15 protein-coding genes are annotated in these 15,013 nt (G+C 61.4%); all 15 read right to left on the bottom strand.

Translation table 11 applies throughout. The annotated features are described in order from the left end of the window. Position 1 precedes the first annotated feature (1 nt). Complete coding sequence (gene dusB, locus ABG996_RS02415; RefSeq protein ID WP_347478496.1) at positions 2 to 1,045, bottom strand: tRNA dihydrouridine synthase DusB; 1,044 nt, start codon at positions 1,043 to 1,045, stop codon at positions 2 to 4. Positions 1,046 to 1,050: 5 nt separating this feature from the next. Then, entirely contained in the window at positions 1,051 to 2,862 is a 1,812-nt protein-coding gene (gene lepA, locus ABG996_RS02420; protein WP_347478498.1) for a translation elongation factor 4, read from the bottom strand. A gap of 96 nt (positions 2,863 to 2,958) precedes the next feature. Beyond that, the gene (gene rpsT / locus ABG996_RS02425; protein ID WP_022094714.1) at positions 2,959 to 3,225 is read right to left on the bottom strand and encodes a 30S ribosomal protein S20; all 267 of its coding nucleotides are present in this window, start codon (positions 3,223 to 3,225) and stop codon (positions 2,959 to 2,961) included. Positions 3,226 to 3,358: 133 nt separating this feature from the next. Then, the gene (gene holA / locus ABG996_RS02430) at positions 3,359 to 4,321 is read right to left on the bottom strand and encodes a DNA polymerase III subunit delta (RefSeq protein WP_347478499.1); all 963 of its coding nucleotides are present in this window, start codon (positions 4,319 to 4,321) and stop codon (positions 3,359 to 3,361) included. A gap of 78 nt (positions 4,322 to 4,399) precedes the next feature. After that, complete coding sequence (locus ABG996_RS02435; protein WP_347478501.1) at positions 4,400 to 6,349, bottom strand: DNA internalization-related competence protein ComEC/Rec2; 1,950 nt, start codon at positions 6,347 to 6,349, stop codon at positions 4,400 to 4,402. Between the two features lie 350 nt (positions 6,350 to 6,699). Then, complete coding sequence (locus tag ABG996_RS02440) at positions 6,700 to 7,410, bottom strand: helix-hairpin-helix domain-containing protein (protein ID WP_329738166.1); 711 nt, start codon at positions 7,408 to 7,410, stop codon at positions 6,700 to 6,702. 214 nt (positions 7,411 to 7,624) lie between these two features. Continuing rightward, complete coding sequence (gene thiI / locus ABG996_RS02445; RefSeq protein ID WP_118079857.1) at positions 7,625 to 8,869, bottom strand: tRNA uracil 4-sulfurtransferase ThiI; 1,245 nt, start codon at positions 8,867 to 8,869, stop codon at positions 7,625 to 7,627. Continuing rightward, on the bottom strand, positions 8,870 to 9,151 hold the full coding sequence (locus tag ABG996_RS02450) for a DNA-directed RNA polymerase subunit omega (RefSeq protein ID WP_055250050.1): 282 nt from the start codon (positions 9,149 to 9,151) through the stop codon (positions 8,870 to 8,872). It abuts the gene before it with no gap. A 5-nt stretch (positions 9,152 to 9,156) separates the two neighbouring features. After that, a complete protein-coding gene (gene gmk / locus ABG996_RS02455; protein ID WP_099431806.1) occupies positions 9,157 to 9,726 on the bottom strand; it encodes a guanylate kinase in 570 nt (189 codons plus the stop codon). Then, positions 9,727 to 10,035, bottom strand: a complete 309-nt coding sequence (gene mihF / locus ABG996_RS02460; RefSeq protein ID WP_006236130.1) for an integration host factor, actinobacterial type — start codon at positions 10,033 to 10,035, stop codon at positions 9,727 to 9,729. A gap of 240 nt (positions 10,036 to 10,275) precedes the next feature. Then, entirely contained in the window at positions 10,276 to 10,992 is a 717-nt protein-coding gene (gene pyrF / locus ABG996_RS02465) for an orotidine-5'-phosphate decarboxylase (RefSeq protein WP_195233596.1), read from the bottom strand. Then, on the bottom strand, positions 10,986 to 11,894 hold the full coding sequence (locus ABG996_RS02470) for a dihydroorotate dehydrogenase (protein WP_192934394.1): 909 nt from the start codon (positions 11,892 to 11,894) through the stop codon (positions 10,986 to 10,988). Before ABG996_RS02470 ends, pyrF begins: the two co-directional genes overlap by 7 nt. A 14-nt stretch (positions 11,895 to 11,908) precedes the next feature. Then, the gene (locus ABG996_RS02475; RefSeq protein WP_320678110.1) at positions 11,909 to 12,676 is read right to left on the bottom strand and encodes a dihydroorotate dehydrogenase electron transfer subunit; all 768 of its coding nucleotides are present in this window, start codon (positions 12,674 to 12,676) and stop codon (positions 11,909 to 11,911) included. Between the two features lie 116 nt (positions 12,677 to 12,792). Continuing rightward, positions 12,793 to 14,082 carry a dihydroorotase gene (locus tag ABG996_RS02480; protein ID WP_161161343.1) on the bottom strand — a complete coding sequence of 430 codons (1,290 nt, stop codon included), beginning with the start codon at positions 14,080 to 14,082 and terminating at the stop codon, positions 12,793 to 12,795. Further along, positions 14,066 to 15,010, bottom strand: a complete 945-nt coding sequence (locus tag ABG996_RS02485) for an aspartate carbamoyltransferase catalytic subunit (protein WP_035138537.1) — start codon at positions 15,008 to 15,010, stop codon at positions 14,066 to 14,068. The genes ABG996_RS02480 and ABG996_RS02485 overlap by 17 nt, the downstream gene beginning before the upstream one ends. Between the last annotated feature and the right edge of the window lie 3 nt (positions 15,011 to 15,013).

Raw genomic sequence — 15,013 nt, forward strand, 5'->3', positions numbered from 1 at the left:
CTTAGGCCTCCAGCGGATGCGCGGGCACCGACTCGCCGGCGGCAAGTGCGGCCTCGCAGGCCACCACATCGCGCTCGATATCATCGACCAATGCCATGAACTCCTCGTACGTGGAGCAGCGCACCACCTTGGCGCGCCAGGCCGCAGCATGGGGCATGCCCTTTAAATACCAACTCGCGTACGTACGGGCACGCGACATGAGCGGCAACAGCTCGTGCGTGAGCGTCAGGTGCTCGCGCAGGGCGCCCAGTCGCTCGACCGAGCTACGCACCGGTACCGGCGTGCCATCGAGCGCAAGGGCGCGGGCATCGCCGAACACCCAGGGGTTACCATAGATACCGCGCGCGATGAACACCGCGCTGGCACCCGAGCTTTGCAGATGCTCCGCGGCATCCTCGGCCGAGAAAACATCGCCCGAACCGATAACGGGAATCTCGACGGCGTCGGCCACCTCATCGACGACCGACCAATCGGCCTGGCCCGTATAGAGCTGCGTGGCACAGCGACCATGTACCGCCACCGCAGCGGCCCCTGCCCCCTCGAGCATCTGGGCAAACGTCGCGGCATTGCGCTCCTCGGCATAAAAGCCTTTGCGAATCTTGACGGTCACGGGCACGTGCGCCGCGCCGACCGCCGCCTCGACGATCTGCTCGGCCAGCTCGGGCGTACGCATAAGCGCCGAGCCCTCGCCCTTGGTGACGACCTTGCGAGCCGGGCAGGCCATGTTGATGTCGATCAGCGACAGGCGATCGCCCACACGTTCCTCGACGGCGGCGACAGCGCTCGCAAACTGATCGGGCTTAGAGCCAAAGAGCTGCACGCAGATCTGCTGTTCCTCATCGGCCGGCAGCACCAGGCGCCACGTCTTGTTGCTGGCATAGGCAAGGCCCGCCACGCTCACCATCTCGCTATAGGCAAGACGGGCACCGCGGCGGCGGCACATGATGCGGTAGGCGGGGTCGGTCACGCCAGCCATGGGAGCCATAAGGAACGGCTGCTCGGCATAGGCACCCAGCAGCCGCGTACTATATTCAGAAAGCGCCATGGAACCTACTCGTCCACCTTGAGGATCGCCATAAAGGCCTCCTGCGGGACCTCGACCGAACCGATGGCCTTCATGCGCTTCTTGCCCTCTTTCTGCTTCTCGAGCAGCTTGCGCTTACGCGAGATATCGCCGCCGTAGCACTTAGCAAGAACGTCCTTGCGACGCGCTTTGACGGTGGAACGGGCGATAATCTTGTTACCGATGGCACCCTGAATAGGCACCTCGAACAGCTGGCGCGGGATGATTTCCTTGAGCTTGTCGCACAGACCGCGGGCCAGGCCATAGGCCTTGTCCTTGTGCACGATAAACGAAAGCGCATCCACCTCGTCGCCCGAAAGCAGGATATCGAGCTTGACGAGCTCGGAAGGACGATACTCGTTAAACTCATAGTCGAGCGAGGCATATCCCTTGGTACGGCTCTTGAGCTGATCAAAAAAGTCCAGGATGAGCTCCGCGAGCGGCATGTCGAAGCGCATCTCGACCGATTTGCTCGTGAGATGGATCATGTCGGTCGTAATGCCGCGGTGCTCGATAGCGAGCTGCATGACAGCGCCCGTATACTCGGGCGGGCAGATAATTTTGGCCTTGAGGTAGGGCTCCTCGATGCGCTCGATGCGCGTAGCCTCGGGCAGATCCTGCGGGCTGCGGACATCAATCATCTCGCCGTCGGTCTTGTAGACGTGGTAGTCCACCGAGGGGCTCGTGGCAATCAGATCCAGATTGAACTCGCGCTCCAGGCGCTCCTTGACGACCTCCATATGCAGCAGGCCCAAGAAGCCCACGCGGAAACCAAAGCCGAGAGCCACCGAGGTCTCGGGCTCCCACACCAACGACGGGTCGTTGACGTGCAGCTTATCGAGCGCGTCACGCAGGTTCTCGTAGTCCTTGTTATCGATCGGGAACAGGCCCGTATAGACCATGGGCTTGGCCTCGCGGTAGCCGGGAAGCGGCTCGGGGCAGGGATTCGACGCCCACGTGAGGGTATCGCCCACGCGAACGGCTTCGGGGTCCTTCACGCCCGTGACCACGTATCCGACCTCGCCGACCGTGAGCGCGTCGACCGGGGTCTCGGCGGGACGCTTGACGCCCACGCCATCGACCAAAAAGTCGCCCTTTGCCTGCATCATGCGCAGGGTATCGCCCTTTTTGATGGAACCGTCAAAGACGCGCACCGTGGCGACGACGCCGCGGTACTCATCGAAGTACGAATCCAGAATAAGTGCCTTGAGAGGGCCATTTGCATCGCCCTTGGGAGGCGAGATCAAAAAGACGATGGACTCCAGCAGATCGTGGATGCCCTCGCCGGTTTTGCCCGACACGCACACGGCATCGTCAGCGGGAATGGCCAGATCGTCTTCGATCTCGGTCTTGACCTCGTCGGGGTGAGCCGAAGGAAGGTCGATTTTGTTGATGGCCGGAACAATGTCCAAGTTGGCGTTCATGGCGAGCGTCGCGTTGGAAACGGTCTGCGCCTCGACACCCTGAGTGGCGTCCACGACGAGCACCGCACCCTCGCAAGCGGCAAGCGAACGCGAGACCTCATAGGTGAAGTCCACATGGCCCGGCGTATCGATCAGGTTGAACTGATACGTCTCGCCGTCGTCGGCGTCATAGGAGACGCGAACGGCGTTGGACTTGATCGTGATGCCGCGCTCGCGCTCGATATCCATGGTGTCGAGCAGCTGCGACTCCATGTCGCGCTCGTCGACGGTATGGGTGAGCTCGAGGATGCGGTCACTGATCGTGGACTTGCCATGGTCGATGTGCGCAACGATCGAGAAGTTGCGGATGTGGGAAATGTCAATTGAAGTATTCATGCGGACTATCTTACCCGAGCGGTACAAAAAATGGAGCCTGTTCCATAAAACAGGCTCCATTTATGCGCGTAATCTGTGTGGTGTGAAATTTACAACTTAGGCGTTGATGCTGTTCACGAGCTTGGCAAGACCGGACTTGCGGTTGGAAGCCTGGTTCTTGTGGATAACATGCTTGGCGGCAGCCATGTCGAGACGCTTGGTGACGGTCTTGAGGGCAGCCTGGGCCTTCTCGGCGTCGCCCTCGGCGACGGCGGACTGGACGTGCTTGGTCAGCGTCTTGAGCTCGGACTTGACAGCCTTGTTACGCATGCGAGCTGCCTCATTGGTGCGGATACGCTTCTTCTGAGACTTGATGTTTGCCACTTCTGGAGTTCCTTTCGAGTTCCTTGCAAAAAATGTATGACACCTCTGAGACACGGTGAGGTCATGCAAGCGCCTACTATAGCACGCTCCCCCTCAAAGGGATAGAACGAATTTGTCAAATAGGCAGGTATCATCACGATTTTCTCAAGATGTTCGTAATCCAGAGCAAAAGCGCGGTCTCCGAATCGGCAGAACCCTTCAGTGCGAGCTCCACATCGACCGCGCCCTCGAGCGCAGCGACAAGCTCCGCCATCGAAAAGCGGCGTGCCCAGGTCAGGTGATTTTTGACCTGCCAGGCCTGAAGCTTGAGTGTCGCGGCGAGCTCACGCCCCTGCCCACGAGAGTCGAGCGCCTTGGCGACGATCAACTCGCGGATGCGACCGCATAGCAGCGTGTAGGTCCACACGTAGCTCTTGGCGGGCAGTAGATTGAAGAGCTCAAGCGAGCGGCGCATGTCACGGGCCGAGACCGCATTGAGAAAGTCCCAGGGCTGGACTTCGGCCGTGCGCACGATCCAGCGCTCCACATCGGCAAGCTCAATTTGCGGCCCCTCGACCGTCTGGGCGAGCTTGGTCAAGTCGTTATCGAGCATGCGGGTGTTCTCGCCCGAGCGCGAAACGAGCTCCTCGGCGGCCGCCGTCGAGATGGACTTTCCGTGCTGCGTCGCCATCTGCTGCACGCGGCGCGGGAGCTCCCAGCGCTTGGTGCCCGAACAATCGATCACGGCCTTCTTGTCAATCTTGGCGATCGCCTTGTACAGGCGCGTGTTCTTGGCAAGCGAATCGGCGATTATGAGGCAAACCGTCGTGGGACTGGGACTCGCCAGATACTCGACAAGCGGCTCAGAGATCGCTTTGGCGAGTTTTGAGCAGCCGTCAAGGATTACCAGGCGAAACTCGCTGCCCATGGGAAAGGTGTTGAGCGATCCAATAATCGACTCGATATCGGGGTCTTTGGTCATATCGCGCTCGTCGAGGTTGAACTCGACCATGCCCGTCTTTTCCAGACGCGCCTTCATACGCGAGACGGCGTGGTCGCGTTTGACTCCATCGGTACCGACGATCAGATATGCCGGCAACAGACCGGTTTCGGACATCGCGCTCCCCTCCCGCAGGCTCTCGTGTTCGTACCGTGCCATTCTAGCCCACGGGTTGGTCCCGCGCTAACGGCAGCATCACGGTCGTTGGCATCGCATGGCAAAACCGGATACGGTCGGCAAGACGGTGATGTCTCCTTGTTCGATGGTGCATGCGAACGCACCACCCGCTTCCTTAACTGCATCGATGCAGGCATCCGACGGATGGCCGTAACGATTCCCCTCGCCGGCGCTCGCGATAGAGAACTCGGGCTTAAGCGTGCCCAGCAGGTCTGTGTCGACGGAAACTTTTGAGCCATGATGCCCCAGCTTGAGCACATCGATATCTCCCACCTCCTGTACAAACTCGCGCTCCTGATCGAGCTCGGCGTCACCAGTAAGGAGCACACGCAGGCTCTTGCCTTCCTGAGCGTAGGAGAGCAGCAAAACAAGAGAGTCCTCATTGCCCTCGCCATCCACCGTGTCAAACGGCCACATCACACGAGCCCGAAATGCGCCGATATCGACCGTGTCTCCGCGAGCCACCTGCCGATACGTTACACCCGGGCGATTCAGAACCTCAGTAGGCGCGCCGTCAAGTGCATCGGCCGCGACCGCAATGGTTCCAACCGAAAAACGATCGAGTACGTCGGGAAGACCGCCCCAATGGTCTTCATCCCAATGCGTCACGAAGACGGCGTCGATATGGTGGACGTTATTGCGAACCAACGCCGACACCACGCGGTCATCGAGCCCACAGTCGACGAGTGCCACGGCGCCACCCTGACGAACCAGAATCGCATCGGCCTGGCCAACATCGAGGACCGTTACCGAAGGCGGCGCACATCGATCCCAATAGACATACGGAACACCCGCTGCGAGCATTAAACACAGCAGCCCCGCTGCCATGCTCCGCGCGCGGGGGCATGGCCACCAGACCAAGAGGGCCACCAGCGCGAACGGCACCACATATACCAAGGGCGTATCGGGCGGCACGCTTACGGATGCGCCCGGAACGGCAGCAAAGAGCTGTTCAAAGAACAGCGCACAGCGGGCGACAATCATGGGCACCACGAGCGCCCCGTGACGCAGCAGCGGCACAAGCGAGCAGGGCACCAGCACAACCGATACAGCGAGCAGCACGCTTATCACCGGACCGATCACGGCATTTGCAAGTGGGGCAATGAGCGAAAACGTCTCAAATGCGGGAATCGTAACGGGAAGTGTCGCCAGCTGCGAGCACAGCGTGACAGACAAAACGCTGGCGACACCCGATGGCATGCCCAGCTCGCCCAAGGCGTAGGTGGCGTAGGGGCAAAAACAAAGGATGGCAAAGACACTGGCGCACGAAAGCTGAAAACCCATTTCGAACAATACCGTCGGACGCAGCAACACAAAGATTGCCATGGTGACGAACAGAGCCGAGAGGCCATGCCGACGACGCCCGGCGCCGTTGGCGACAAGCGACGCCGCCACCATGCAGCACGCGCGCACGGCCGAGGGCGAAGCGCCCGTAAAAACGGCATAGGCAGCGAGGGCCAGCACCAACAGCCCCCGCTGCAGCCCACGAGAGAGGCGTGTCTTTTGCAGGGCGCTCTCAATCACAAACCCCACGATGGCAAGATGACTACCCGAGACAGCGATAAGATGTGCGGTGCCCGTTACCGAAAACCAATCGCCCGCCGGCTGGGCACGCAGCTCGGCCGAGCGTCCGCAGACAACGCCGGCAATGAGCGAGCGCGCTGGATCGGTCGCGGGCGCGATAACGGCAAGGAGCTCGTTTCGAAGCCAAGACAACGGGCCTGGAGGGCCCTCGTCGATCGATACCAACCGGACGACTTTAACCTTTCGAAGCTCGCCCCGAAGCACGCGTGAGCGCCCATACGCATCATTCTCAAAGCGCGAAATTCGACCGATAGCACGTACATGCGAACCGACGCCGAGCTCAGGATCGCACGACAGCCATACCTGACCCAAATGCTTTTCGCCCGCAAACGCATCGCAGGTATAGGAGTACACACCGTCATTGATGGACGGATCGCCGTGCACAACAAACTCAAGACTGCTCGCAGCCCGATTATCCAGTGCCCTCGATGCGTGTAGCGCTCCTATCGCCCAAGCCGCGGACACGACCGCTCCCGCAACGAGGCCAAGGGCCGCGGCATACAGCCATCGCTTCCACCGCACAAGACGCATACAGGACCGTGCCAATACGATGCACGTCGCAGCCGCGAAGGGAATGGCCATAAGCAATGTGACGGGCGCCGCCCGCTCTCCCAGCAGCGCATCGGCCGCCATGTTAAGCACTAACCCACAGCTCGCACACAAGCCGGCACAAAGGGCTATCGCCCACGGCATCAATGGGCGCGGTGGCATCACATGCTCGCGCTCGGTCGCACTCATACGCAGATGCAATCTTTAATTTTGGCGAGTTTCTTCTCACCGATCCCCGATACGCGCATAAGGTCATCGACCGAGGCAAAGGCCCCGTTTTGCGTCCGTTCGTCGATAATTGACTGGGCCATAGAAGGCCCGATGCCCGAAAGCGTCTGCAGCTCCGCCGCACTTGCCGTATTGATATTCACAAGTCCCGACGAAGACCCTGTACCAGGGGTCGTGGAAGCACTGCTTTCGGCGGCGCCGACGGCCGCAGCCGTTTGTTGCTCCCCTACCGTCGGCACATAGATCTTTTGACCATCGGTGATCTTGGACGCACGGTTAAGAACCGTCACATCCGCCTCGGCCGTAAGCCCTCCGGCGGCATCAATCGCCTGGGACACCCGTGCTCCATCTTTAAGCCGGTACACGCCAGGCTTCACAACGGCGCCATCAACATCGACGTACACCTCGGCAGCAGAGGAGCTCTTGGCAGACGGCTCATCGGCATCGTCAGGAGAGGCATCCCCGGCCCCGCGCACATCCGAGGCGCTCGCCTCATCACTACGCTCAAACGATACGTCGCTGGAGTGACCACCAAAACCTGCCATCGCCAAGCCGCTCGCGGCGGCAATGACAACCAGGATCGCCACGACCATCGCCTTATGGCCGAGCAGCTTTTCTGCCCAGCGGTCCATCCGTTTAACCCGTTCGTGTTGCTCGCGCTGCGCCATAGCAAAAACCTCCCAACACCATCGTGTCAGGAAACGAACGCCGCAGCCTCCGCACGCCCACACCGGTTTTCGCGGTCAAACCAAAAGCTGACCAAAACCTTGCGGAAAAGTGCCCATTTATTCAGGCACACGTCGACAAATGAACCGTTTATCGCCTAATGCCCAGATAGAAAAAGACCGACGATGCAAAATCACCGCCGGTCTATACACAACATTATTCGTGATCTTGGTAAATCTCACGTGGAGCGAGCTCGGAATGTTTGCGTTTTAAGGTCTTAGGGGCCTTATACGTGTTGCTCTCGAAGTCGATATACTCGGTCTGCTTGAGCAAGCGCTCAATCATCTCCTCGTGATCGAACAGCTCCCACGCCTCATGCACGGCATCGAGTTTGGCGTGCGTCTCGGGGCGGCGCGGCATAAAGAGCGTGCAGCAATCGGGAGCGGCCTCGGTCGAGATATCGAAGGTACCGATTTCCTCGGCACGCGCGATGATCTCCTGCTTGTCCGAACCAATCAGCGGGCGGAACACGGGGATCTTGACGGCCTCGTTGACGGCCATGATGTTCTCGAGCGTCTGGGAAGCAACCTGACCGAGCGATTCACCGGTCACAATAGCCTTGGCGCCCTCGATATGCGCAATGCGCTCGGCAACCGAATACATAATGCGACGGTACATGATCACGCGCAGGTTGCTGGGGCAGGTCACCGAGATCTCACGCTGACAATCGCCAAACGGCACCACGTACAGGCGGCCGATCTGGACACCCGGCTCAAGCGCACGGATGATGTCCTGCACCAAATACTCGCTCGTGTCGGGCGTCTGCGGACGACCGGAGAAATGTACCGGCACGCACACCGCGCCGCGACGCGCGAGCATCCAGGTCGCTACCGGAGAATCGATACCCGACGACAGTAGCGTCACGACCTTGCCGGCAGATCCCACCGGCAGACCGCCCACGCCGCGCTCGGAGCGCGCGTACACATAAACGCTACCCTGGACCACCAGCACGTGCACCATTGCGTCGGGGTCGTGCATCTGGACCTTTTTATCGGGAAACGCCTCGCACAACACCTCTCCCACCTGACGATTGATATCAATCGAGGTGAGCTCGTAGTCGGTGTTCGAGCGCTTGGCATGCACCTTAAACGACTCAAAGGGACCAAACTCGCGCAGCGCCTTCACGGCGGCGGCGCAGTACTCCTGCGGGTCGCGGTTCGTGTGATATGCCAGGGACACGCGAGCAACGCCGGGGACGGTGCGAATGACGCGCGCCGCCTCGTCGGCCTGATGCTCGTTAAAGGTCACGAGGATATAACCGGAAATTCGAGACACGGCATTCACGGAAAAGGCGGCCAAGGCCGCCTTGATGTTATCCATGAGGATATGCTCAAAATGTGCGCGGTTCTTGCCCTTTAGTCCAACCTCGTGATAGTGGACCAGGCAGACGCGGGCTGCCATTTAGGCTTCAGCAACCTTATGGCCGAGTGCCTTCTCGTAACGGGCCTCGTCGTAGGAGATGTCGCCGTCGACAATCTCGTCCATAGCCATCGAGATGGTATCGGCGCCGGAAAGCGCAATAGTGATGTCATCGACATCCTGGACGGCGAGCACGCGGTTGTGCTGGCCACGCAACATGCTGTTAATGTCGCAGGCGCGCTTGGAGGCAAGCGAGGCGAGCAGGAAGCGGTTGTGATCGGTCTTCTCCAGAAGATCGTCAATGCAAGGCTTTACAACGGACACGGACCTCAGATCCTTTCATGCATATCGAGAACGCGAACGAGCTCATCGGTCGCGCGGTCGAGATCGTCATTCACCACGACGTCGTCGTAGCGGTCGGCAAGGGCAAGTTCATCGGCGGCGTTTGCCATACGCAGCTCAATCGTCTCGGGCGTCTCGGTACCGCGACCGACCAGACGCTCGCGGAGCACCTCGAGCGAAGGCGGCTTGATAAAGATCAACACGGCCTCGGGGAAACGCTCCTTGACCTGCAGGGCTCCCTGGACATCGATCTCCAAGATCAGAGACGAGCCAGAGGCGAGCTTGGATGTGACCTCGCTCACCAAGGTGCCGTAGCAGTTACCGTGGACCTCGGCCCACTCAACAAACTCACCGTTTGCCACGCGGCGGTCGAACTCCTCGCGCGTCAGGAAAAAGTAGTTGACGCCGTCGACCTCACCTTTGCGTGGTGCTCGCGTGGTAGCCGAAACCGTCAGGCCCAGGTTCGAGCGACGCTCGCGCACACGAGTGACGAGCGTGCCCTTGCCTGCACCTGACGGTCCAGAAATCACAAAGAGCTTTGAATCCTGAGCGCTCACTTATTTGGTCAGCTGCTCGAGGAGCTGCTCGCGCTGGCGGACGCCGAGGCCCTGGACGCGACGGGTAGCGGAGATGCCGAGCTCCTCCATGATCTTGGCGGCCTTGGCCTTGCCATAACCGGGGAGAGACTCGATGAGGGTGGAAACCTTCATGCGGGAAGCGATGGGGTCATCGGAGTTGAGCACGGACTCGAGGGACTTCTCGCCCTTCTTGATCTGCTCGCGAAGCTCAGCGCGGGCGTGACGTGCGGCGGCAGCCTTCTCAAGAGCCTGCTTGCGCTGCTCGTCGGTAAGCTGAGGGAGTGCCATTCGAACCTCCAAATAGTTGGGTTATATCTGATGCAATAATTGGCATTTTAGCACGTCAAACGCACTAAATGCCCAATCGACGGCACCATAGGTTAGACGATACCTGCGAAAAGTGCAATATACGGAGGTTAAAGTTGAGCCCCTGACCTGCGATTCCACACAAAGGATGGGAAAGTTTTCGCAGGCACAGGGGCTAATTTGTGCTAATGAGACCCAAAAGTGGTGACTTGAGGGAATCTTTTAGGCGACGTTTTCGACCAGCTCGGCAACGATAGCGTCAAAGGCGGCAACCGGGTCGTCGGCACCGGTGATGGGTCGGCCCACCACGATATGGCTCGCGCCGCGCTCGATAGCCTGAGAAGGCGTCGCCACACGGGACTGGTCACCAAGGGCGGCACCCACCGGACGAACGCCCGGAGTCACGATCAACGCGTCGGGGCCGAGCAGCTCGCGCATGTCATGGGCCTCCATCGGCGAGCACACGATGCCGTCGATACCGTTGGCCTGGGCAAGCTTTGCCAGGCGGGCGGCCTCCTCGGCCACGGGTGACTCGACGCCGATCTCAGCCAGCGAATCCTGGTTCATGCTCGTGAGCACGGTGATGGCGACGAGCTTGGCGCGGTCCTCGCGCGCCTCCTCGGCACCCTCACGGCACGCAGCGAGCATAGCACCAGAACCCAGGCCGTGGACCGAGAGCAGGTCGGCACCGGCAAGCGAGGCCGAACGGGCGGCACCGCGCACCTGATGCGGAATGTCATGGAACTTGAGGTCGAGGAAGACCTTAAAGCCCAGGTCCTTGAACGTCTTGACGATCTCGGGCCCCTCGGCGTAATAGAGCGTCATGCCCACCTTGAGCCAAGCGGCATGACCAGAAAGCTCGTGGGCGAGCTCGAGCGCACGCTCACGGTCGCAGTCGAGGGCGACGATAACGCGGTCGCGGGCGTCGGTCTCTAGCATTCGAAAGCACCTACCAGCTCGTTGATGTCCTTCACGCCCTGGGACTCCGCCCAGGCCTCGAGCTCGTGCGCGATCTTAATTGAGGCGCACGGATCGACGAAATTGGCCATGCCGACCGACACGCAGGTGGCGCCGGCCAGGATAAACTCGGCCGCATCCTCGCCCGTCATGACGCCGCCGACACCGTTGATGGGGATATCGACGGCCTGAGCGACCTCCCAGACCATGCGAACGGCGATGTGGTGGCACAGCGGACCCGAAAGGCCGCCCTTGGGCTTGGCCACACGGGACTTGCGGGTATGAACGTCAATGGCCATGCCCTGGATGGAGTTGATGACCGAAAGGCCGTCGGCTCCCGCGGCCTCGAGAGCCTTGGCAATCTCGGCGACGTTAACCGGCGCCATCTTCACGAACAGCGGCTTATCGGTCACCTTACGGCAGGCAGCCATAACGGCAGAGGCGCCCTCGGGCGAGGAGCCCATGGCGGCACCGCCGGCGGCAATATTGGGGCAGCTGACGTTGATCTCGTAGCCGGCAGCCCAGGGGCACAGCTCGACATACATCTCGAGCGCGCGCACAAACTCGTCAACGGAGTGGCCGGCGACCTGGCAGATGACCTGGCAACCGTCCTTGGAGAGCTGCTCGAGCCAGGGACCGGACTCACGGGCGAAGGCAGCCACGCCGGGGTTCTGAAGGCCCACGGAGTTGATCATGCCGCCCGGGATCTCGGCCATGCGGGGCGCGGGGTTGCCGGGCCAGGGCTCGGCAGCACAACCCTTGGTGGTGATGGCGCCCAGCTGGGAGACATCAAAGAAGTTCTGGAACTGCCAGCCGTAGCCAAAGGTACCGGCTGCGGTGTTGATGGGGTTCTGCATCTTGACGCCGCCGAAGTCGACGGCCATGTTCACGGTACCCACTAGAAGACCACCACCTTGGAAGCATCGAACACGGGGCCGCACATACAGGCGCCCTTCATACCGTCGACCGTCTCGACATTGCAGGTGTTGCAGGCACCAAAGCCACAGCTCATCATGCGCTCGAGCGAAACCTCGCAGTACGCACCGGCCTCGGCGGCAGCGGCGGCGACCTTCTTCATCATGACGGCGGGACCGCAGCTGGCCACGTAGTCGTAGCCGCCCTCGCCGAGCAGCTCGGCGGCAGGATCGGTGCAAAAACCGTGCGTGCCAAGCGAACCGTCGTCAGTGCAAACGCTGACCGTGTCGCACAAAGCGCGGAACTCATCGATGCCCACGGCCTTGGACGCGGTACCAAAGCCCAGGCACACGTCGACGGCCACACCCTGCTCGGCAAGCTTACCGGCAAGGCACAGCACGGGCGGAACGCCGATGCCGCCCGCCACGAGCAGCGCCTTCCTGGTGCCCTCGGGCACGAACCAGCCGCGGCCGCCAGGACCCAGCAGATTAGAGGTGGAGCCGGGGCCCATCTGCGACAGACGACGGGTGTCGTCGCCCACGACGGCGTACCACAGCTCGACGGTGCCGGCCTGGGCGTCGGCGCGATAGAAGCTCAGGGGCACGCGAAGCAGCGAGGACGCATCACCGGGCACGGCAATGTTCACAAACTGACCGGGCTTGAGCGCACTTGCAAGCTTGGGGGCCGAGATGACGAGCGAGAAGATGCCGTCGGCGATCTCCTGGTTCGAGACGACCTCGAAGTCGTGCATGCGTGCAGTGGAAGGTGTGGGCATAGACGCTCCAATCCCCCATGCGGTTGCATGGTCAAAACGAACAGAAAGCGCGGCACCGCAAGGGCGCCGCGCACATAAGCGATAAGGCAATGCTAGCAGATGCAGCCGTCGGCGAGCGTCTGCTTGCCGCCGACAAACACATCGGTGGCACGACCGGTGAGCGTGCGGCCGGCGAAACCGGAGTTCTCGGCGCGCGACTCGTAACCGTCCTCGCCGACCGTCCAGGTGGCGGACGCGTCGAACACGGTCAGATCGGCAACGGAGCCCGCCTTGACCTGAACCTGGTCGAGGCCCAGGATCTCACGCGGCTTGATGGCCATGAGCTCGACCATGCGGCCCATGCTCATCTTGCCCGTGTTGACCAGCTCGGTAAGTACAAGCGACAGCGAGGTCTCGAGGCCGATCATGCCAAAGGGCGCAAGCTCGAACTCGCGGGCCTTCTCCCACGGGGTGTGGGGAGCGTGATCGGTGACGATAACGTCGACGGTACCGTCGATGACGCCCTGACGGATAGCCTCGGCATCCTCCTCGGTACGCAGCGGCGGGTTGACCTTGAGCGAGGTGTTGTAGGTCTCGTCCAGGTCGTTCTCGGTCAGGAACATGTGGTGCGGGGTGGCCTCGCAGGTAACCTGAACGCCAGCGGCCTTACCGGCACGCACGATTTCCAGGCCATGGGCGGTGGAGATGTGCTGGATGTGCAGCTTGGCACCGGTCAGCTTAGCGATCTCGATGTCGCGAGCGATCTGGAGCTCCTCGCCGGCAGCCGGCCAGCCCTCGAGGGCCAGACGGGTCGAAACCTTGCCCTCGTTGATCTGGCCGTGGCCGACCAGGTCCTCGTCCTGGCAGTGGCTCATAAAGACCTTGCCGAACATCTTGCCGTAGTCCATGCAGCGACGGAGCATGCCCGCGCCCTGTACGCCGCGACCGTCGTCGGTAAAGGCGACGGCGCCGTGGGCGACCATATCGCCCATCTCGGACATAGCCTCGCCCTTAAGGCCGCGGGTCATGGCGCCCGACGGATAGACGCGGCAGTGACCGACCTCGGCAGCGCGGGACTTGACGAACTCCACGACGGTGCCGTTATCGGTGACGGGATCGGTGTTGGGCATGGCGCACACGCCGGTGAAGCCGCCCTTGGCAGCTGCGCGGGTACCGCTCTCGATGTCCTCTTTGACCTCATAGCCGGGCTCGCGAAGGTGAACGTGCATATCCACCAGGCCAGGGACGAGGTACTTGCCGGAAAGGTCGCGGACCTCGGCTCCCTCGACGGCGAGATTCTCGCCGACCTCGGCGATCTTGTCGCCGTCAATCAGGACGTCAACGACACCGTCAAGCTCGACGGACGGGTCGACGACGTGGGCATTCTTAAGAAGCAAGGCCATTATCGGCACCTCCAAGCAGCAGATACAGGATAGCCATACGCACGCAGATACCGGCGTAGACCTGCTCCAGGATGACGGAGCGTTGCGGGTGGTCGGCCATATAGGAGTCGAACTCAACGCCGCGGTTGATGGGGCCCGGGTGGCAGATGATCGCATCGGGCTTCATGAGCTTCTCGCGGTCCTTGGTCAGGCCGAAGAGCTTGTGGTACTCGCGAATGGTCGGGAACGGGGCACCCTCGAGGCGCTCCTGCTGCACGCGCAGCATGTAGACGACGTCCAGCTCGGGCAGGACGGAATCGAGGTCGCTCGTCACGTGGTCGCAGCCCAGGACCTCGGGCGCCGGCGGCAGCAGCGTGCCGGGGGCGACGGCGTAGGTCTCGCAGCCCATGATCTTAAGGGCGGGGATCAGCGAGCCGCACACGCGGGAGTGGGCGATATCGCCGACGACGGCGACCTTCAGACCGTGGAAGTCACCCTTGTGCTCCCAGATGGTGTACAGGTCGAGCAAGGCCTGCGTGGGATGGTTGTGCTTGCCGTCACCGGCGCAGATGACGCTTGCGGGCGAGTTCTGCGTGACGATGTAGGGAGCACCGGCGTGCTTATCGCGAACGACGATGCAGTCGATCTTATAGGCGTTGAGGGTCTCGACGGTGTCGACGAGGCTCTCACCCTTGACCGTGGAGGTCGAGGAGCCGCCAAAGTTAAGACTGTCGGCCGAAAGACGCTTCTCGGCGAGCTCGAAGGAGCTGCGGGTGCGCGTCGAGGGCTCGTTGAACATGTTGACGATGGTCTTGCCCTTGAGCGTGGGGACCTTCTTGATCGCACGCTCGTTGACCTCGGAGAACGCCTTGGCGGTCTCGAGGATGAGCTTAATGTCCTCTTCGGAGTACTCGGTAATGTCGATCAGGTGCTTATGGTTGAACGCCACGGT

It is taken from the genome of Collinsella aerofaciens (genome assembly GCF_039836695.1).
GTDB classification, from domain to species: Bacteria; Actinomycetota; Coriobacteriia; order Coriobacteriales; family Coriobacteriaceae; genus Collinsella; species Collinsella aerofaciens_BD.